General features: G+C 38.6%; 17 protein-coding genes. 5 read left to right on the plus strand and 12 right to left on the minus strand.

Going from position 1 to position 18,442, the window contains the following annotated elements; all coding sequences use genetic code 11:
• On the plus strand, positions 1 to 666 hold the full coding sequence (locus tag ACLRYO_RS05740) for a hypothetical protein (RefSeq protein ID WP_295817300.1): 666 nt from the start codon (positions 1 to 3) through the stop codon (positions 664 to 666).
• A gap of 370 nt (positions 667 to 1,036) precedes the next feature.
• On the plus strand, positions 1,037 to 1,324 hold the full coding sequence (locus ACLRYO_RS05745; RefSeq protein ID WP_316691973.1) for a DUF1637 domain-containing protein: 288 nt from the start codon (positions 1,037 to 1,039) through the stop codon (positions 1,322 to 1,324).
• Positions 1,325 to 1,486: 162 nt separating this feature from the next.
• Here ACLRYO_RS05745 and ACLRYO_RS05750 read toward each other — a convergent pair whose 3' ends face one another.
• From ACLRYO_RS05750 to ACLRYO_RS05795, 10 genes are all read right to left on the minus strand, one after another.
• Complete coding sequence (locus tag ACLRYO_RS05750) at positions 1,487 to 2,008, minus strand: nitroreductase family protein (protein ID WP_413084731.1); 522 nt, start codon at positions 2,006 to 2,008, stop codon at positions 1,487 to 1,489.
• Positions 2,009 to 2,096: 88 nt separating this feature from the next.
• The gene (locus tag ACLRYO_RS05755; protein WP_004698051.1) at positions 2,097 to 2,555 is read right to left on the minus strand and encodes an OmpH family outer membrane protein; all 459 of its coding nucleotides are present in this window, start codon (positions 2,553 to 2,555) and stop codon (positions 2,097 to 2,099) included.
• A 280-nt stretch (positions 2,556 to 2,835) separates the two neighbouring features.
• Positions 2,836 to 3,213: a GerW family sporulation protein gene (locus ACLRYO_RS05760; RefSeq protein WP_004698027.1), complete on the minus strand. Its 378-nt coding sequence runs from the start codon at positions 3,211 to 3,213 to the stop codon at positions 2,836 to 2,838.
• An 83-nt stretch (positions 3,214 to 3,296) separates the two neighbouring features.
• Positions 3,297 to 4,436, minus strand: a complete 1,140-nt coding sequence (locus tag ACLRYO_RS05765) for a hypothetical protein (protein WP_316604328.1) — start codon at positions 4,434 to 4,436, stop codon at positions 3,297 to 3,299.
• A gap of 29 nt (positions 4,437 to 4,465) precedes the next feature.
• Entirely contained in the window at positions 4,466 to 5,044 is a 579-nt protein-coding gene (locus ACLRYO_RS05770) for a cob(I)yrinic acid a,c-diamide adenosyltransferase (RefSeq protein WP_004694402.1), read from the minus strand.
• A 129-nt stretch (positions 5,045 to 5,173) separates the two neighbouring features.
• On the minus strand, positions 5,174 to 6,130 hold the full coding sequence (locus ACLRYO_RS05775; RefSeq protein WP_413084732.1) for a peptidoglycan DD-metalloendopeptidase family protein: 957 nt from the start codon (positions 6,128 to 6,130) through the stop codon (positions 5,174 to 5,176).
• A 9-nt stretch (positions 6,131 to 6,139) separates the two neighbouring features.
• Positions 6,140 to 6,661: a DUF4446 family protein gene (locus tag ACLRYO_RS05780; RefSeq protein WP_004694397.1), complete on the minus strand. Its 522-nt coding sequence runs from the start codon at positions 6,659 to 6,661 to the stop codon at positions 6,140 to 6,142.
• 207 nt (positions 6,662 to 6,868) lie between these two features.
• Positions 6,869 to 8,134, minus strand: coding sequence for a [FeFe] hydrogenase H-cluster maturation GTPase HydF (gene hydF, locus ACLRYO_RS05785; RefSeq protein WP_195213403.1), 1,266 nt, complete (start codon positions 8,132 to 8,134; stop codon positions 6,869 to 6,871).
• Positions 8,135 to 8,435: 301 nt separating this feature from the next.
• Positions 8,436 to 9,365, minus strand: a complete 930-nt coding sequence (locus tag ACLRYO_RS05790; RefSeq protein ID WP_118091170.1) for a ParB/RepB/Spo0J family partition protein — start codon at positions 9,363 to 9,365, stop codon at positions 8,436 to 8,438.
• A gap of 179 nt (positions 9,366 to 9,544) precedes the next feature.
• On the minus strand, positions 9,545 to 10,315 hold the full coding sequence (locus tag ACLRYO_RS05795; protein ID WP_004698040.1) for a ParA family protein: 771 nt from the start codon (positions 10,313 to 10,315) through the stop codon (positions 9,545 to 9,547).
• Positions 10,316 to 11,243: 928 nt separating this feature from the next.
• Between ACLRYO_RS05795 and ACLRYO_RS05800 the strand changes: the two genes are divergently transcribed.
• From ACLRYO_RS05800 to ACLRYO_RS05810, 3 genes are read left to right on the plus strand one after another with little or no spacing between them, the layout of a single operon-like run.
• The gene (locus ACLRYO_RS05800; RefSeq protein ID WP_004698043.1) at positions 11,244 to 12,011 is read left to right on the plus strand and encodes a hypothetical protein; all 768 of its coding nucleotides are present in this window, start codon (positions 11,244 to 11,246) and stop codon (positions 12,009 to 12,011) included.
• Positions 12,012 to 12,058: 47 nt separating this feature from the next.
• Complete coding sequence (locus ACLRYO_RS05805; protein ID WP_316596978.1) at positions 12,059 to 14,494, plus strand: homocysteine S-methyltransferase family protein; 2,436 nt, start codon at positions 12,059 to 12,061, stop codon at positions 14,492 to 14,494.
• Positions 14,495 to 14,515: 21 nt separating this feature from the next.
• Entirely contained in the window at positions 14,516 to 15,373 is an 858-nt protein-coding gene (locus ACLRYO_RS05810) for a methylenetetrahydrofolate reductase (RefSeq protein ID WP_004698072.1), read from the plus strand.
• Between the two features lie 298 nt (positions 15,374 to 15,671).
• On the opposite strand, the gene rsmG is transcribed toward ACLRYO_RS05810, so the two are convergent.
• Complete coding sequence (gene rsmG / locus ACLRYO_RS05815; RefSeq protein WP_287529208.1) at positions 15,672 to 16,424, minus strand: 16S rRNA (guanine(527)-N(7))-methyltransferase RsmG; 753 nt, start codon at positions 16,422 to 16,424, stop codon at positions 15,672 to 15,674.
• Positions 16,425 to 16,548: 124 nt separating this feature from the next.
• Positions 16,549 to 18,420: a tRNA uridine-5-carboxymethylaminomethyl(34) synthesis enzyme MnmG gene (mnmG, locus tag ACLRYO_RS05820; RefSeq protein WP_278604943.1), complete on the minus strand. Its 1,872-nt coding sequence runs from the start codon at positions 18,418 to 18,420 to the stop codon at positions 16,549 to 16,551.
• Positions 18,421 to 18,442 lie beyond the last annotated feature (22 nt).

Here is an 18,442-nt window from a genome sequence, read left to right on the forward strand (position 1 = left end):
ATGTCCGCATTCTTAGGTCACATCCATTACTGGTTATATCGCAAAATTCAATTGCTTGTTGAGCGTGAAAATTTGATTTTAGAAAAAACTTCTAAAGTTGTTGATGATTTGGCGGAGGAACTACACTCCATCTCCGTAGATACATACGGCGAACCAATCAATCCAAGCATTCCTTTGGAAAACATCATCGACCACGGCAATATTCACGGCTGGTTAGCTAACCAAATCAACATTGCTTCCGTTCGCGAAGCGGCTTTCATCAAAGACATGCTCGACACAAATTCTGGCGATGAAGCAGTACACGTAGTAACCGCTATCCTCGATGCCTTTGCAGTACAAGGCCAAGCATGTGGCGTTGTGGCTCAAGACAGCCTTGAAGAACACACTGCACCAGCGATTTACAATGCATTACAAAACTTCTACGTAAATGGCATGCCTTGCGATGGTGGTGACCAAGTGGTTTCTGAAAGTCCAGACGAGTTTACATGGGTTGGTGACCACAGATTACAAGCAGGCTACTGGCGTACAGCGGGCGTTGACCCTAAGTTCATGGCATTAGCTTACCAAACATGGTTCGAAGCTTTTGTGAAAGCTATCGATCCAGCCTTTGAACTTGTAACGACTGAAGAAAACGGCACACGTTTATATACAATTAAGAAAAAATAAATAATAAATACATAACATTTCGTTTGTTTAGGGACTATAAACGAACGAAAACGGGCAAAAAAGCGAACGTAACACTTTACGTTCGTTTTTTATATAGTAAATGTATCATTGTATATTCAATTGATCTTTATATATTCAATTGTTCTTTATATATTCAATCTACCAGCATTTACTTCACCCTATTTTGCTCAATATAGGTAAAAAAGCATACAATGTTGAATGATACATATTTTTTTCAAAACTGTAGCTATAGGTACAGCATTGATAAACAATATCATTTATAATATAATCATAAGGTAATTACACAATGTAAAATTAAGTGTTAGCGTAAGCTTTCAGAACATAAAAAGCTAGAATTAGGAGGTCTATTATGGCAGGCACAGTTAATCAAGAATTAGGCTTATTATTCCAAGGCCCTAACTATGTAATCGTAAAAAAAGGCGGCAAGACTGGTGAAAAGGTGGAAAAACATAACCACCCTGAAGCTAATGTCATTTTTACAGTTGTAAAAGGTAAAGTACAAGTGTTCCTTAATGAAACTGAAGAGCATGTACTTGTACCAGGCCAAGTATTGGAATTCAATGGCGACAACTACATCCAAGCTACACTCGTAGAAGACAGCGAATTCGTTGTAAACCTCATTCATAAACCAGAATAAAATACCAAAGGACAGTTGATACAAGCAACTGTCCTTTTTATATGGAGTATGTATTAAAGAGAAATCATATAGTTATTAAGTTTTATATAACTGTTCAATAGTTCAGTTATATCCATAGTTATTAAATACTTATAGAGTAATACATAGTCTAAAAACATTCTTTTAAAAGGAATTATAGATTGTAAATTCACTCACATCAAAGCGTTTTGTATGGCCTGGTGCAGGAACACAGTCTGGATGAGGGTAACCAATTGGGAAGATAGCTACAGGGATGATAGTATCAGGCAAGTTATATGCCTTGCGTACTTTAGCAGGATCAAAGTGAGCAATCCACGTTGTACCTAGACCGATATCGGCTACGGTAAACATAATGTGGGAGCCCACAATGCTAGCATCTACAACACCCATATCGGCATCATCGTATTCTCGCTTCCAGCTCACCGTATTATCGTAACAAACGATAATTGCTAACGGTGCATTAAAATGACCATTTGTACAATCTTTTAGTTTCTTTAAGCTATCTTCAGTATTTAACACAAGCAGTCTTTGCGGCTGATAATTGTGCGCCGTAGGTGCTAATCGAGCGACTGCTAGTAACATATCTACCTTCTCCTGCTCCACTGGACGAGTATCGAATTTTCGAACCGAATACCGCTCTGTGGCTAATGCTTTAAAATCTTTCATTAAATCTCACTCCTTTATCGGATTTATTAAAATGTATTTTAATAAATAACCCCCTAGCTGATGCCTCAGTTAGGGGGTTTCGTGCTTATTATTTTTTAAGACGGCTAATTACTTCGTTAGTAATGTTTTCGATTTTGCTGTTAGCGTCAGCAGCACGAATTGTGTATGGATCATCCAATACTACGTCCATTTGTTTTTCAACGCGGATAGCTTCAACAGTATTGTGAATTGCTTGCATCATAGGTTGAGCAATTTTATTGATTTCTTCGTTTTCTTTTTGAAGCAATGGAGCTACAGTTTTGTTGAATTCTGCTTCTGCTTGTGCAGAGTCTTTAATTTTTTCAATTTCTTGTACTTTTTTTTCAATTTGTGGACGGTATTGAGCGTCTACTTGTTGCATTTTCATATCTAATGCACCGTAGCCAGGGTAGCTATTTACTACTTGGCTCATATTTACTAAGCCAATGTTAGCAGCACTTGCTACTGCAGCAGTAGCAGACATAGCACCAACGATAGCTAAGGTAGTCAATTTTTTAGATAATTTCATCTGAAATCCTCCTCGATTAAAAGTGTCACTATACAATCCAATAGTGTACTATTTTTACTATAGCAAATCTTGCTAACTTTCACAAGACTATGATAAATAGCATAATAAAGCCCTATGAACTACTTATGAAAGTTATTAGAACTTAAAATAATACCCACAAGCATACTCTGAGACCCTTAAAGTAGTCGATACAGACATATTCAGAACACACATGTGGGCATTTCGACTTTCACCAATTATTTATAATTTGTCATCAAATAATGGTTTATTATTCACCGAATTATTGTTCATCATTTAAATAGATGTATTTATCGGATTTCAATTTAGATACAAGATCAGGTACCAAACCGATAAGACGATCAAAGCTGCTGCTGTAAGGATTGCCCTTAATGTTGAACAATTCGATGCGGTCACCTTTAATAACAAGGATCGCACTTGGTTCCATCTTGGCACCACCGCCACCGCCGCCAGATTCTTGGCTTTTATTGGCTGTACAGTGGTTTGTACCAGTACCGAAGCCAAAGGTTACATCAACAAATGGAACGAGTGTAGTATCGCCGATTTGCACAGCTTCACCAACTACAGTTTCCACTTTAATCATATTTTTAAACTTCTCGAATAGGACTTCCAAATTCTCTTTTACATTACTGTTCTCCATCACAGTACCTCCGCTTTTTGTGAAAGTATTATTATTATAGCTATAATAATACAGCTCATATACTCAATTGACATTATATATCCTTACGCTGTTTGCCCCTGTTCGGCTTTTAGCTTTTCTAGCTGCTTTGCTTCCTTCCGTTTAACCCAGAAGACACGAGCACTTTCACCCAATAGGGAACGCATAGGTTTAGATACCAAGAATCTAGTACCATACCACGCCAATACGGCAAGAATCATACGACCTTTAATATGGCCGCTGCCTTCAGCTACCCAGTTCACATAATCTATTTCAATAGACTCTGCTTGCTCAGGCCAAATGCTATACAACATAGATGCAATAAGCCCCATCCGATACGGATCGCCAATGCCAAATCGGCCCTCTATAGCCATATCACGTGGTTTAGAGTGATTATAGCATCGTTTCGACACAAGGAATATCTGACGCCACAACTCTGTATTTCTCAAGTGTTTCATGAACCAGAATGTAGGAATTTCAGACTTGAATGATGCTACCGGATCATTGGGATCAGGCTTTCCAAAACGTTGTTTCACAGTCGTTTTAATATCATTTACCTTTGTAAATACCTTTTCCTTGATAGATCCGTCACTATTGAAAGTAACATGACTTACTACTTCATCATCATCTTGAATATGAGCCGTTGGATCTTGTTGTATCGAATCATACCGCTCAGCACGAGCTTGTGCATCCATATCCTTAGAAGCCGCATCAGGTCGCTCAATGCGCTCCTTTGCCCTAGGTGCGCTCCCCGCCCCTGGTGATTCGTCATCATCAAAGATTGTATTGGAGCCTTGGGCGCTCTTCAAATCATCAAAGCTTGTGCCGCTAGAGCTTGCAGTCGGACCTTGTCCACCTCCTTGCATAGCCTTTGCAAAAGCTTCTGCTTGTGACATGTCGCCGTCATCATCCATTACCTTTTGATATTCTTCATCTACACGATTTTCAAGCCATTGTTCATAGTCTTTCACAGGACCGATCTTAAGTACACCTAAAACGTATAGTTCCTTAAAAAATGGTTTATTTTGAATGTACGCTAAGTGGAGTGAAAATACGCGCCACAGCCATTTGATGCGCAGTTCGCCACGATATGGCGTCCGTCCATCAATTTCGATACTATATGTGATTGGTGCCAGTAGGATAGTCAAGATGAGTGCTACAATGATGGCCACAATAACGAGGGCCACAATAGCCACTGTACTCAACCACATCACCTCCTTAGGTGTTCCTATGATTAGTTTTCAATGCCTTTTCGAGCCATTACGCCTTGTAGGTAGTAATGTTTAATCTCTTTCATCTCCGTTACGAGATCGGCCTCATCAATTAATTCTTGAGGAGCCCCGCGGCCCGTAAATACGAGTTCCGTTTCTGGATGACGAGCATCGAGTAAAGCTTTAGTTTTATCCCATGTAATGAGTTCAAAGAAGAGAGCCATATTGTACTCATCAAGTACAACGAGGTCGTACTCACCACTGCTGATCGCAGCGAGTGCACGTTCATAGCCTTTTTCAATGAGAGCCACATAATCCTTCGGAGGATTACCAGACTCAAAGACAACGACTTCATCGCCCCATTTAGCAAGTTCATCCTTACTCTTCATGCCTTCTTTGATGATAAAGAATGGCTTGCCCACAGTTTCTAAGGTTAAATTTGTTAAGGTAGGTAAAATAGTATGCTCACTATATACTTTAGATTTCATAAATTGTAAGAAGAGGACTTTCTTGCCAGCGCCGATGGCACGAATGGCTAGGCCAATTGCGGCAGTTGTTTTGCCCTTGCCTTCGCCGGTATAAACTTGTACATAGGCCTTCATAGATATACCTCCGTTCATATACTTTTATTTTACAATATATATATACAAAAGGAAAGAAAAAGAACTTGCTATGAGCGCATATGCACGCATAACAAGTTCTTTTTAGGTCTTATATAAGCTTTTATATTTTTAATTGCTAATTGGTAAGAAGATCATAGGGTCTACAGGCGTATTGTTAAGGCGTACCTCGTAGTGAACGTGAGCACCCGTACTTTTACCAGTACTACCCATCAAAGCAATGGTTTGACCTTGTTTCACGCTCATCCCTACCGTTACCAATACGGCACTATTATGGCCATAACGGGTAACAAAGCCATTGCCATGATCGATTTCAACGAGGTTACCATAACCGCCGCTTGTATACCCCGCAAAGGTTACCACCCCTGCCGCAGTAGCCACGATTTGGGAACCATAGTCATCAGCAATATCGATACCTTCATGGAATGCACCAATAGCACCCGTAACAGGGTCAACACGACTACCAAATGGAGATGTAATAACGCCCTTACTTGGCCAAATACTAGGGGTCGTACTATTCACAGCACCACCAGAACCAGCGGAGAAATTGATGGATTGTAATGCCATCAAATCTTGTGCGCCACCATCACGAAGGATATTGCGCATCGTATAGAAACTAACAAGCAATTTTTGTGCTTCCTTATCCATTTTGGATAGTCGAGCCGATAATTGTGCCGCTGTTAACGTCTGTGCTTCACTATTATCAGCGGCTTCCTGCTTTGGGTCGCTACCATCCCCGCCACCTTGAGCTGATGTGCCAGATTCAGCGCCCTTCAACATTTTCTTATTTTCTTCACTAATTTGATTTAAGTTTTGAATTTTCTTATCCAAAACCTCTGTTTTTTGTTGTAACAATTTCAACTGTTCCGATTGCAATTGCGTTTGTTGACGTAATTGCACAACCTCAGCTTGACGCACAATGCCCCAAATACCGAGTACCAATGCCAAGACCAATACTACAGAACCAATAATGGCAACGAGTTTCGCTTGCTTGGTAGTTAATGTCAATATGCAGTTGTCACCATTTCTTTCAACTTTGTTTGAAATAAATACCGGTATTTTCAACATAAAACTTCCTTATTTCGAGACGATAGCGCTCGTCAACGCTTCCTCATTGGTACGCTCACCCAACGCTTCGTTCAAACTTTCTAATTCTTCTTGTGAAAGACTTACTAAACTTTTACCTTTCACAATAGGTTTACTAAAAATACGAGATTCGCTACGACCGTAAATACTAGAGATACAGATACCATTATTGTTGCCATCTAGCAAGGTAAGCGCAAAGGACAAATCATTTCCGATATTTTCAAAGGCATTATACTTAATAAAGCCAATTTTTTGTATCGTATTACTCTGAATATTGCGGATTGCCACTTGCTCGGATAACAAGGACTCAAGGCCTTTCGCAGCATCGCGAATTTCACTGACCTCTACAGATAATTTACGCTCTAGGCTCGCACCATGCTCCCCTTGCATAAAGAAATCGTATTTCTTTTTCAAGCTACCTAAACGAATGTGTAAGATTACACAATATACGAATAACACTATAACAAGAACGATGGTAACCATGCCTATCCACGGTTGAATCGATTCGAACATGTATTTTCCTTCCTATACAATCATCAAAACTCCAACAGTTAATTATACCACTCCTATTGTGAAAGTTAAATGACTGCATGCAATTTAATTTAATATATCTAATATAGATAAACGATATCTATATAACAATTTATATAGCAAGTATGTAATGTATATCTAAATGTATGTGTTACATACATATTACAATGCTATTTATTAGGCTATTTATCAGCCCTCTAGTTCGTCAACAAATGGGCTTATTGCTCGTTCTAGTATACCATGTAGAGCTGCTATGAGTACACCGTAATTTACAATGGGTGTACCTTGTACAACAGCGCATTCTATACGACGTAACACCTCACGGCGTGTTAACATACAAGCACCACAGTGGATGATCAAATCATACTGTGATACATCCTTAGGGAATGCTCCCCCACTAGTGAATTCTAACTGTAAATCTGTATAGCCTTGCTTTTTTAAAAGATTAGGTATTTTTACAGTCCCAATATCATCGCATTGACGACGATGTGTACAACCTTCACTGATAAGTACCTTGGAACCAGCTTTCAAATTCTTAATAGCCTTAACACCAGTTACTAAATCCTGTAATTTTCCCTTGAACCGCGCCATCAAAATAGAAAAGGATGTCAATGGAATCGAATCGGGTGTCAACTCATCAACCCGATCAAATGCTTGGGAATCACAGATTACCATTTTAGGGGGATTCTTAAGCGAGTGAATCATAGCCGGTAATTCTTCTGTTTGGCAGACTAAAGCTAAGCCTTTATGATCGAGAATTTCTCGGATAGTCTGTACCTGTGGCAAGATGAGTCGCCCCTTTGGTGCGGCACTGTCGATAGGACATACAAGAATGATTGTATCCCCCTCTTCAACTAAACCTTGTAAAAGAGTTTGCTCCCCTTCTACATCAAGTGGTGTTAGCCCACCGAGTAGATCAAGCAACTCTAATCGTTTCGCATCAGATGTGAAGTCAGCAGAGCCAATGACAGTAACCAATTCAGATAAACCCGTATGATCTGCTATATAACGCTCTCCCAGTATATCTCTGCCTATACTAGCTTTAGACTCCGTTAAATTGTTTGGCACCGCATTAATCTCATTAATGAAAAGTGCAACAGGTACATTATTTTGTTTCAAAAGACCTAACCAGTGCATATCGTCGGAGGTTGGCTCTTCATCGGTGCGAAGCACATAAACAGCCAAGTTAATCTTTTTCACGACCTCTTCGGTTTTCTCCATGCGCAATGCACCTAATTCAGTTGTATCATCTATACCAGCAGTATCAGTAATCACCACAGGGCCAAGTGGTAAGATTTCCATAGCTTTGCTTACAGGATCTGTTGTAGTCCCTGCCACATCGGATACTAACGATACAGGCTGATCAGTTAACATATTGATCAATGTAGACTTACCAGCATTACAACGGCCAAAAAAGGCAATATGTATGCGGTTTGCCTTAGGTGTTTGTTCCATAACCTATCCTTGTTACTTAACCTTCACATATATTACAAAATATATTATAAAGCTTCTGATAAATTATCTAATAACTTATCATATTATTTATTATAATCTCTTTAGAATACAGTAAAAGCGCAGCCCGTAGACTACACTTTTACTGCAGATTGTTATTATTACTATTACGACTATTGCAATTGCTATAGCTGTTATTATTGTTATTGTTGTTACTATTATCGTTACTATTATTGTTGGTGTTACGGCTATTGCTATTGCTTTTGCTTTTGCTTTTGCTTTTGCTTTTGCTTTTGCTAGCCAATTATACTCTAAACTCTATTGTTTCCGCATCTTCTGTTTGATCTTGCCCATCCATATATGCAATAAGTCTTTCTAATTCAGCTTCAGAGGAGAAAGCAATTTCAATTTTTCCTTGTACTTTTTTGCCTGCACGGAATTTAATATTCACAGGGGACCCTAAGCTTAGTTTTAAACGGTCCATTAGGGCACGAACCTCTGCCGTATTTTGAGGTTTACCAGTCTTTGCTTTAGACGATTTATTTTGCATAGACTTAACAAGGGCCTCTGCTTGTCTAGCACTTAGCTCACCCTCTTTAATACGTTCAGCTGCTTCTATTTGTTGAGCTGCACTTCTTAACGCTAATAATGGACGAGCTTGACCAACCGTTAAATCACCTTCGATAAGATCCTTTTGTACAGAATCACATAATTTTAAAAGACGAACCATATTAGCAATATATGAACGGCTACGGCCAAGACGAGCAGAAATCATTTCTTGCGTTTGCTTATAAGTATCCATCAATCCTTGATAAGCCAATGCTTCTTCAATGGGATCTAATCCTTCACGTTGTAGGTTCTCTACAAGAGCAACCTCTGTCATTTCTTCGGTATTATATTTTTTAACAATAACTGGTACTGTTTTCAATCCAGCAATCATAGCAGCACGATAACGGCGCTCACCAGCTACAATTTGATATTTATTCTTTTGTTTACGAACTACAATCGGTTGGAAAATACCAAGATTCTTGATTGATTCAGCCAATGTAGCTAGACTATCTTCATCAAAACTTTTACGCGGTTGATCTACATTTGGAACTAACTCAGAAATTGGCAGTTCATGTATCTCCTTTTCAGGCAATACAGACTCTACAGAGTCAACCTTCATTAAATTCTCAAGGCCCTTCCCCAATCCAGACGCTTTGCTTTTTTTGCTTTTAATTTCTCTTGGCATACAACTAACCTCTCTCGGCCTTACAAATATTTACAAATTTAAAATATGTAAATCACGCAAACCACCAAAAACTAATATTCTTAGCATTAGATACATACATATAACAGATACTTATTACCTTTAGGTACTTACTTCGCTTTTGTGTTTATTGAGCTTTAATACTTATTTATCTCTAGTGCTTATTTAGTTTTAGATGCTTTAATTACCTCTTTAGCTAATTTCGTATATACATCAGCACCTTTGGATTTTGGATCATATACAATGATTGGCTCCCCATAACTAGGTGCCTCACTTAAACGTACATTACGAGGAATAATTGTTTTATATACTTTATTGCCAAAGAATTTTTTTACTTCATCGGCTACTTGAATCGATAAATTTGTGCGGCCATCAAACATAGTCAATAGCACGCCTTCAATTTCAAGATCCTTATTTGATGTTTGTTGTACAATTGTTATCGTTTTAACTAATTGACTAACCCCTTCCAATGCGTAAAATTCACTTTGAATCGGAATCAATACACTATCAGCAGCAGTGAAGGCATTTAATGTTAATAACCCGAGAGATGGTGGACAGTCAATAACGATAAAATCATATGTATCTCTTACTGACGCTAATGCTTTTTTCAACATTGTTTCACGTGAAACAACGGAAACTAGTTCTACTTCAGCACCAGCTAGTTGAATTGTTGCAGGCGCCACAAATAGGTTTTCAAGCATTGTAGGTTGTACAATATCAGCAATTGGTTCTCCATCAATTAGAACATCATGCACACAGAGCTCTAAATCATCCTTTTCAATACCTAACCCAGAACTAGCATTACCTTGTGGATCCAAATCAACCAGTAATACTTTTTTACCTGCATCAGCTAAACAAGCACTCAAATTTACTGATGTTGTAGTTTTACCAACACCGCCTTTTTGATTAGTAATAGCTATAACTTTGCCCACTTAATTCACCTCACATCTTCGTTCAAAATATTTCTTTTCCATTATAACATAAAACAATGCTAATTACGGTATTTATAAATCAAATTCTCATTAATTTTTTATCTACTATATTATTTTATTTATCTACTACATTTTTCCCACTTACATTTATATTACGCACATAAACTTATAGGTAAATAACTTCATTAATATAATTACAACACTTATTTTTTATTGTTTCACGTGAAACATAGCAATTTATTCCTTTACTATATAGTACAACACAAAATAAGAAAAATTACATCAAATGTTTTATAAGTTTTACGATTAAATGTTTCACGTGAAACATTTAAGGATTAAAATCTAACGCAAAAATTAAGTTATAAAATTAATAAAAAATTTTACAGTAAAAAATTATCATATTAATATAAATCTATACCAATAGACAAATATACACAAAATTATTTTATATCATCTTTTTTATTTATAGAACAACACCATTAGCGAAAGGTATAAAGTAATCAACTTTTGATCGGTAACATTATATATAACAATAATATACGAAATGTAATTTACTATACTAATATTAATATACTTATATACTCATCACAAACTATTAGATTATATTTAACAAATTGTTTCACGTGAAACATTAAGATTAACATTAAGTACATAAAAACTTCATCGACAATAACTTTTACGATCAAAAAATCATTTTGATATAACTTTAAACTATACCTATATACTACTAAATTATATGAGAATACAGACCCCATATACTTTGACAGGTATTATTCATATCTATATACTATTAGTTAGATAGTAATTAGATTGATAATCTTAAGAGTCTAGAAAAATCACTCTATAAGATTTATATATACAATTAATAACAGTAAGCACACGCTCTACGGACACGCAGAGCTTTTTATTTTGAAGAGGAGGCGTTTCTATGCCCATCTATAACGGAATGCTTCCTGCCATCGATAAAGCAGAAGTAAAACGATACGCAGGACTTCGTCACGCTGAGGATTTCCCACAAAACTATGTTGACGAAGCATGTAAGGAAATCCAATTATTGGCTACACCTAGGGGTGTATATCAAGAATATGATTACGATGCAGAAACAAAAACAATTTTAAGCAATCCACCGCTTAAAATTGAAGGGTCTATCATTGAAAAACATCTAGAAAAATCTACTAAAGTATACGTATTAGGTGTAACAGTTGGAGAAGATGTAGAAATTCGTAGTGAGCAGTTATTTAAACAAGGTAACTATACGGTAGGCTTATTACTTGATGCAGCAGCCACAACTGCTGTAGAACAGGTAGCTGATCAGGTAAACGAAGTAATCAATACAATTGCTAAAAAACAAGGCTATAAGCCAACTTGGCGTTTTAGCCCTGGTTATGGCAACTGGCCACTAGAAATTCAACCACAATTAGCTAAAATTATCAAAACAGAGATGATTGGCTTACAAGTAACAGAGAACTATTTATTATTCCCACGTAAGTCTGTAACGGCTATCATCGGTTTAATGCCAGCAAACGAAGATATTAAAACTAAACGAGGCTGTACATCTTGTTCACAACAAAACTGTGCATCTCGAAAATTACCAGAGAAGGCAACAGTCAACACCCAAGATGGGGGAGAAGAGGAAGGTAGTAAAACTACTGCCGACATTTCTGGTATTGCCATGAAGGGGCAACCAATACAATAGTGTTTCACGTGAAACATTGTAATTTAGGATGTTAAAGGAAGATGTTTATGTATATATTTGACGGTGCTATGGGCACAATGCTTCAAGCGGCAGGCTTAGAAGAGGGCTATTGTCCAGAGCTATTTAATATTGAAAGACCAGAAGTAGTAAAGGATATTCATGTTCAATACTTACAACATGGCAGTGATGTAATCACTACCAATACATTCGGTGCTTGTGGTCTTAAATTAGAAGATTATGACTTGCAGGATCGCGTAAGAGAAATCAATATTGCAGCTGTGAAGGTAGCAAAAGAAGCCATTGCAGAGAATAAACCAACTGCTCGTGTAGCAGGTTCTATGGGTCCTACAGGTCGTTTTTTACAACCATTAGGCAATATGAGCTTTGACTCCATCTATGATACATATCGTGAACAAGCCGAAGCATTAATCGAAGGTGGCGTTGATTTTATTATCATTGAAACTATCATCGACGTACAGGAAATGCGTGCCGCTTTATTAGCTTCTTTAGATGCTCGTGAAGCAGCAGGAAAGACAAAGGATGATGTACAAATCATTTGTCAATTTTCTTTCAGTGAAGACGGTCGTACTATTACAGGTACACCGCCAGCAGTAGCAACTACTATTGTAGAAGCTATGGGGGCTGATATCATTGGTATCAACTGTTCCCTTGGGCCTGAGCAAATCACACCTCTTATCGAAGAGATTGCAAGCGTTACAAATTTACCAATAAGCTGTCAGCCAAATGCCGGTATGCCTCAATTAATAAATAAACAAACTGTATTCCCACTTTCAGCTGAAGAGATGGGGCCTTTGATGCTTCCAATTGTTGACGCTGGTGCAAGCTATGTTGGCGGCTGCTGTGGTACAACACCAGCTCATATTCAATCTATTTCCGATGCTGTGAAAGCTCATACGCCAAAAGAACGCGCCCACATTGCACCTAAAACAATTATTACAAGCCGTACTAAACTTTTAGAATTAGGCCATCATACAAAACCACTTATCATTGGCGAACGTATTAATCCAACTGGCCGTAAAGTCCTCGCTCAAGAATTGCGCGATGGCTCTTTCATCCGTGTTAAACGTGATGCGTTGGATCAAGTAGAAGCTGGCGCAGATATCCTCGATGTAAACATGGGCGTAGCTGGCATGGATCAATCGCCCTTAATGGAACGTGCCATTTTTGAGTTATCCATGCTCGTAGAAACACCATTATCCATTGATACATTAGACCCAGTAGCTATGGAAATAGCTCTTAAAAACTATCCAGGTCGTGCCCTCATCAACTCCGTAAATGGGGAGGAGGAGTCTATTACGCACGTAATGCCTTTGGCTAAACGGTATGGTGCAGCATTACTTTGCTTGCCAATCTGTAGTGGTGACTTACCTGAAAAAGCAGAGGACCGCGTTGCTTTAGCTGAAAGTATCGTAAATCGCGCTTACGGTTATGGTCTTCACCCACATGATTTATTACTCGATCCATTAGTATTAACACTTGCCAGTGGTGAAGATAGTGCACGCCAAACATTGCGTACGCTACAGTTATATAAAGAAAAATTTGGCTTCCCAACAGTAATGGGCTTGTCCAATATCTCCTTCGGTATGCCTCAGCGTCCATATTTGAACGGCCAATTCTTAACAATGGCCCTTGCATGTGGCTTAACAACACCGATTATGAATCCACTCAATTATCCAGCAAAAAAAGCATTTGTATCTAGTACTACCTTACTAGGATGGGACCCAGGTTCTGCTGAATTTATTAAAGAATACGGCTATGAAGACGAAACGACTGCTCCTGGTAACTCTGCTCCTAAAGGGCCAGAAAAAAAATCATTCGATAGTAATGATCCTTTAGCCAATATTCGCGCATGTGTAGAACAAGGCGAAAAAGAAGCTATCATTGATCTTGTAAAAAAAGCCTTAGCAGATGGTATCGACCCATTAGATCTTACGAAAAAAGGCTTATCCGAAGCAATGAACGTAGTAGGGGATAAGTTTGGTTCTGGTAAATTATTCTTACCACAAGTAATGCTTGCTGCTGAAACAATGCAGGCTGCTTTCAACACGATTAAAGAAATTATTCCTGCTAGTGAAAGCCTAGATAAAGGCACTGTTGTCGTGGCTACAGTTAAAGGCGACATTCACGATTTAGGTAAAAATATCGTAGCGGCGTTGCTCGAAAACAACGGTTACAAAATCGTCGACCTTGGCAAAGACGTTGACCCAGAAGTTATCGTACAAGCCATTAAAGATAACAAAGCCGCTCTAGTAGGTATTTGTTCCTTGATGACGACTACAATGCCACAAATCGACAATACTATCGCTGCTATCCGTGCAGCAGGCCTTAAAACTAAGGTCATGGTTGGTGGCGCCGTAGTATCTCAAGACTACGCAGACCAAGCAGGCGCGGATATCTACGCTAAGGACGGCATCGCTGCTGTTAACCATGCTAACGATTTCTTTGAAACACTAGAAAAATAATGTATAGTAACGAGGTACATGATGACATTACGAGAAAAACATCAACAAGGGCAGTTCACCATTACTGTTGAATTGGATCCTCCTAAAAGCAGTTCTGCAGAAAAGACCTTCGAACAAGCAGCCCGTTTGAAAGGGAAGGTGGATGCTATCAACATCGCTGATAGCCCTATGTCCAAAATGCGCATGAGCCCAATTTCTCTTTCTTATTTATTACAACATAACAAAGAAATTGAAACTATTTTCCACCTTACATGCCGCGACCGTAATATTATCGGATTGCAATCTGAATTACTCGGTGCAGCAGCTTTGGGCGTGCATAATATTTTAACACTCACTGGTGATAAACCAGATAATGGGGACCATCCATTTGCACAATCCGTATTTGAAGTCGACTGTATGGGACTACTCAACATCGCTAAGACATTAAATGCAGGCAAAGACCTTGCAGGTAATGACCTAGACGCACCTACAAACTTCTACATCGGTGCAACTGGTAATCCTGGTGCTCCAGATTTAGAGATTGAACGCCAAAAATTAGCTGCTAAAATTCAAAATGGCGCTCACTTTGTACAAACACAACCAATTTACGATTTAGAACAGGCAAAACGCTACATTGACAAGATGTCTGAATTCGATGTACCTATCATGCTTGGTTTGATTCCACTTAAAAGCTTTAAAATGGCTACATACCTCCATGAAAAAGTGCCTGGAATCAATCTTACTCAAGAAATCTTGGACCGCATGGAAAAAGGTGGTAAAGAGGCGGGTACAGAAATTGCAATCGAAACACTTGAACAAATCAAGAAAATGGCAGCAGGCGTACATATTATGCCTTTAAATGATATCGATACAACATTATATATTATTGACCACGTATAAAGTCATTCTAAGATTAACATATAACACCTTTCCCACGACCTCCATAGTGAACTAAGTCGTTCTTAGGGAAAGGTGTTATATGTATCTTTATCTCCGCCTCATATAGTGAACAAAATATATAATTTTGTTGTAAACGATATCATTTAATAGATATAGGGTAGGGGAGGGAATGCGAACTAATTCGTTACTAAGAAAGAAAAAGAGGATGCAGATCTAAGATTTGCATCCTCTTTTTCTTTATGTAGCAATATAGCATAGAGTTTATTTATATTAGTTTCTACGCCTAAATCATTAACTGCTATACTAACGGTTTGTCTTTGATTTCTTTTGGTTTTCGTGGATATTGTTTTGGTGTTTTTCCAATTTTCTTTATATACACGATTGCTCGTTTATCCTCTAAGGTTGGCAAAGTAACGGTCCTTACTTCTTCGATAGTAGCTTTTAGTGTGCTAAGGGCTTTATTAGATTCTTTCACTTCTTCTTCGTAGATAGCTCCTTTTAAAGCAACTATGTATCCACCTTCTTTTACGTATGGCACAGTCCATTCTAAAAGAATCGGCAAGCGTGCCACGGCACGGCTCGTAGCAATATCAAAGCTTTCACGGTAATCTTGATGACTCAAATCCTCCGCACGTCCGTGTAAGGTAGTACAGTTCGTCAGTTTTAGTTCATCTATAACCGATTCCAAAAAGGTAAGCCGCTTTTTCAAAGAATCAAACAGGGTAACCTTGAGGCTACGGTCATAGATAGCCAATGGAATACCAGGGAAACCTGCACCGGTACCAACATCGATAATCGTCATGTCAGATTTGATAATTTCAGAATCATAACAGGAGAGGGAGTCAATCATGTGCTTAACCACGACCTCTTTCATATCCGTAATACCCGTTAGATTGAGATATTTATTTGTTTCAATCATATGCGCATAATACATGTAAAAGTCTTTGGCTTGCTCTTCCGTACAAGGCAAGCCAAAATGGCTCATTTGCTCCATCATGTACGAAACAAATTCAGACTGAGGTGCTATAGGCACATCATATTTTTCTTTCATAAGTACACCTAATGAATTGTCTAATATGTATAGGACAATAAGATCTATAGGAAATATCTTTTAAAATCTATAAGAAATAGCTTCTAAAAAGTTCATATAAAATGCATGTTATTACATGCTATTTTTATTTACTTCTATTGTATTGTTCGAGTTGGATCAACAGAACAGATACGTCCGCAGGTGATACACCAGAGATACGGCTTGCTTGGCCGATGGAGTGAGGACGAATTTTGTTGAGCTTTTGTTGAGCTTCAAGGGAAATACCCTTTATTTGTGTATAGTCCCATTCTTTTGGAAGAATTTTTTCTTCTAGTTTACGAACCTTATCGACTTGCTCCATTTGCTTTTTGATGTAACCTTCGTAGGTAATGGAAATATCGACAGCTTCCTCTACATCAGGTGTATAGCGTTTCAAACCAAATGCATCGGCTACGACGGCATAAGAGAGTTCGTTACGTTTTACTAAATCATAAGCGTGAATACCTGTTCTAATAGGTGCTGTACCTAAACTTTCAAGCAAAGCTTGTGTTTCTTTGGATGGATTGACAGGTGTATTTCGTAACATGTCCATTGCTTCTTCGATAGCAGCTTTTTTAGCTGTAAATTTATCCCAACGATCATCTTTTACAAGACCGATTGCACGGCCTTTTTCCGTAAGACGCATGTCTGCATTATCTTGACGAAGCAATAAGCGGTATTCACTGCGGCTTGTCATCATGCGGTACGGTTCATTTGTACCTTTTGTTACAAGATCATCGATGAGAACACCGATGTACGCTTCAGAACGAGCAAGGATAAACGGTTCTTTACCTTCAAGCCACAATGCTGCGTTGATACCAGCCATGAGGCCTTGAGCAGCCGCTTCTTCATAGCCAGATGTACCATTGGCTTGACCCGCAGAGTAGAGACCTTCAATATGTTTCACTTGAAGTGCTGGTGTCAATTGCGTTGGATTCAAGCAATCGTATTCGATAGCATAGGCAGGGCGCATAATTTCTACATTTTCAAGGCCTGGAATAGTACGCAAGAATGCATATTGTACGTCCATAGGAAGGGATGTACTCATGCCTTGAACGTACATTTCATTTGTACCCGTACCTTCTGGTTCTACGAATAATTGATGGCGTTCTTTATCGGCAAAGCGCACTACTTTATCTTCGATGGAAGGGCAGTAACGAGGGCCTACGCCTTCGATTTTGCCACTATACATAGGAGCGCGGTGAATATTGCTATGAATGATTTCGTGCGTTTCTTTGTTAGTATAGGTCAACCAACATACATCTTCATTACGGTTAATCCATTCATCCATAAAGGAAAATGCGTGATGATGTGCATCGCCTTCTTGAACTACCATATTTTCGAGGTTTAAAGTACGTTTATCTACACGTGCTGGTGTACCCGTCTTAAAGCGCATCAATTCAACACCATTATCGAGTAAAGATTGAGAGAAATGTTCCGCTACGCGTTGGCCATTTGGACCGCCCACATAATCGATATCGCCGATGAGGATTTTACCTTTCAAATAGGTACCTGTACAAAGAATTACCGCCTTAGCGCCATAAAATTCACCAAGCTCCGTAACGATACCTGTGACCTTGCCATCCTCAACCTTAAGCTCTGTCACCATGATTTGCTTAACATTGAGATTATCTGTATTCTCCAATGTTTGTTTCATCAAATGTTGGTATTTAATCTTGTCGGATTGACAACGCAAAGAATGAACGGCAGGTCCTTTGCCCATATTGAGCATACGCATTTGGATAGCTGTAGCATCCGCATTAATACCCATTTGACCGCCTAATGCGTCAACTTCGTAAACAAGATGGCTTTTACCAGGACCACCCACGGCAGGGTTGCACGGCATAAGCGCAATATTATCTAAACTGATGGTCGCCAGCAACGTGCGATGACCCATGCGGGCAGTAGCGAGAGCCGCCTCACAACCAGCATGACCGCCGCCGATGACAATGACATCATAATTATCTACTGTGTACATATCAATTAAATTCCTTATATTT

This window comes from Veillonella parvula, from assembly GCF_047241225.1.
In the GTDB taxonomy this organism is placed as follows: Bacteria; Bacillota; Negativicutes; order Veillonellales; family Veillonellaceae; genus Veillonella; species Veillonella parvula_O.

Coding starts and splice junctions, on each gene's coding strand:
- ACLRYO_RS05755 (WP_004698051.1), bottom strand. CDS start 2,555: ATGAAATTATCTAAAAAATTGACTACCTTAGCTATCGTTGGTGCTATG.
- rsmG (WP_287529208.1), bottom strand. CDS start 16,424: ATGAAAGAAAAATATGATGTGCCTATAGCACCTCAGTCTGAATTTGTT.
- ACLRYO_RS05760 (WP_004698027.1), bottom strand. CDS start 3,213: ATGGAGAACAGTAATGTAAAAGAGAATTTGGAAGTCCTATTCGAGAAG.
- ACLRYO_RS05780 (WP_004694397.1), bottom strand. CDS start 6,661: ATGTTCGAATCGATTCAACCGTGGATAGGCATGGTTACCATCGTTCTT.
- ACLRYO_RS05750 (WP_413084731.1), bottom strand. CDS start 2,008: ATGAAAGATTTTAAAGCATTAGCCACAGAGCGGTATTCGGTTCGAAAA.
- ACLRYO_RS05790 (WP_118091170.1), bottom strand. CDS start 9,365: ATGCCAAGAGAAATTAAAAGCAAAAAAAGCAAAGCGTCTGGATTGGGG.
- ACLRYO_RS05800 (WP_004698043.1), top strand. CDS start 11,244: ATGCCCATCTATAACGGAATGCTTCCTGCCATCGATAAAGCAGAAGTA.
- ACLRYO_RS05805 (WP_316596978.1), top strand. CDS start 12,059: ATGTATATATTTGACGGTGCTATGGGCACAATGCTTCAAGCGGCAGGC.
- ACLRYO_RS05810 (WP_004698072.1), top strand. CDS start 14,516: ATGACATTACGAGAAAAACATCAACAAGGGCAGTTCACCATTACTGTT.
- hydF (WP_195213403.1), bottom strand. CDS start 8,134: ATGGAACAAACACCTAAGGCAAACCGCATACATATTGCCTTTTTTGGC.
- ACLRYO_RS05770 (WP_004694402.1), bottom strand. CDS start 5,044: ATGAAGGCCTATGTACAAGTTTATACCGGCGAAGGCAAGGGCAAAACA.
- ACLRYO_RS05775 (WP_413084732.1), bottom strand. CDS start 6,130: ATGTTGAAAATACCGGTATTTATTTCAAACAAAGTTGAAAGAAATGGT.
- mnmG (WP_278604943.1), bottom strand. CDS start 18,420: ATGTACACAGTAGATAATTATGATGTCATTGTCATCGGCGGCGGTCAT.
- ACLRYO_RS05745 (WP_316691973.1), top strand. CDS start 1,037: ATGGCAGGCACAGTTAATCAAGAATTAGGCTTATTATTCCAAGGCCCT.
- ACLRYO_RS05740 (WP_295817300.1), top strand. CDS start 1: ATGTCCGCATTCTTAGGTCACATCCATTACTGGTTATATCGCAAAATT.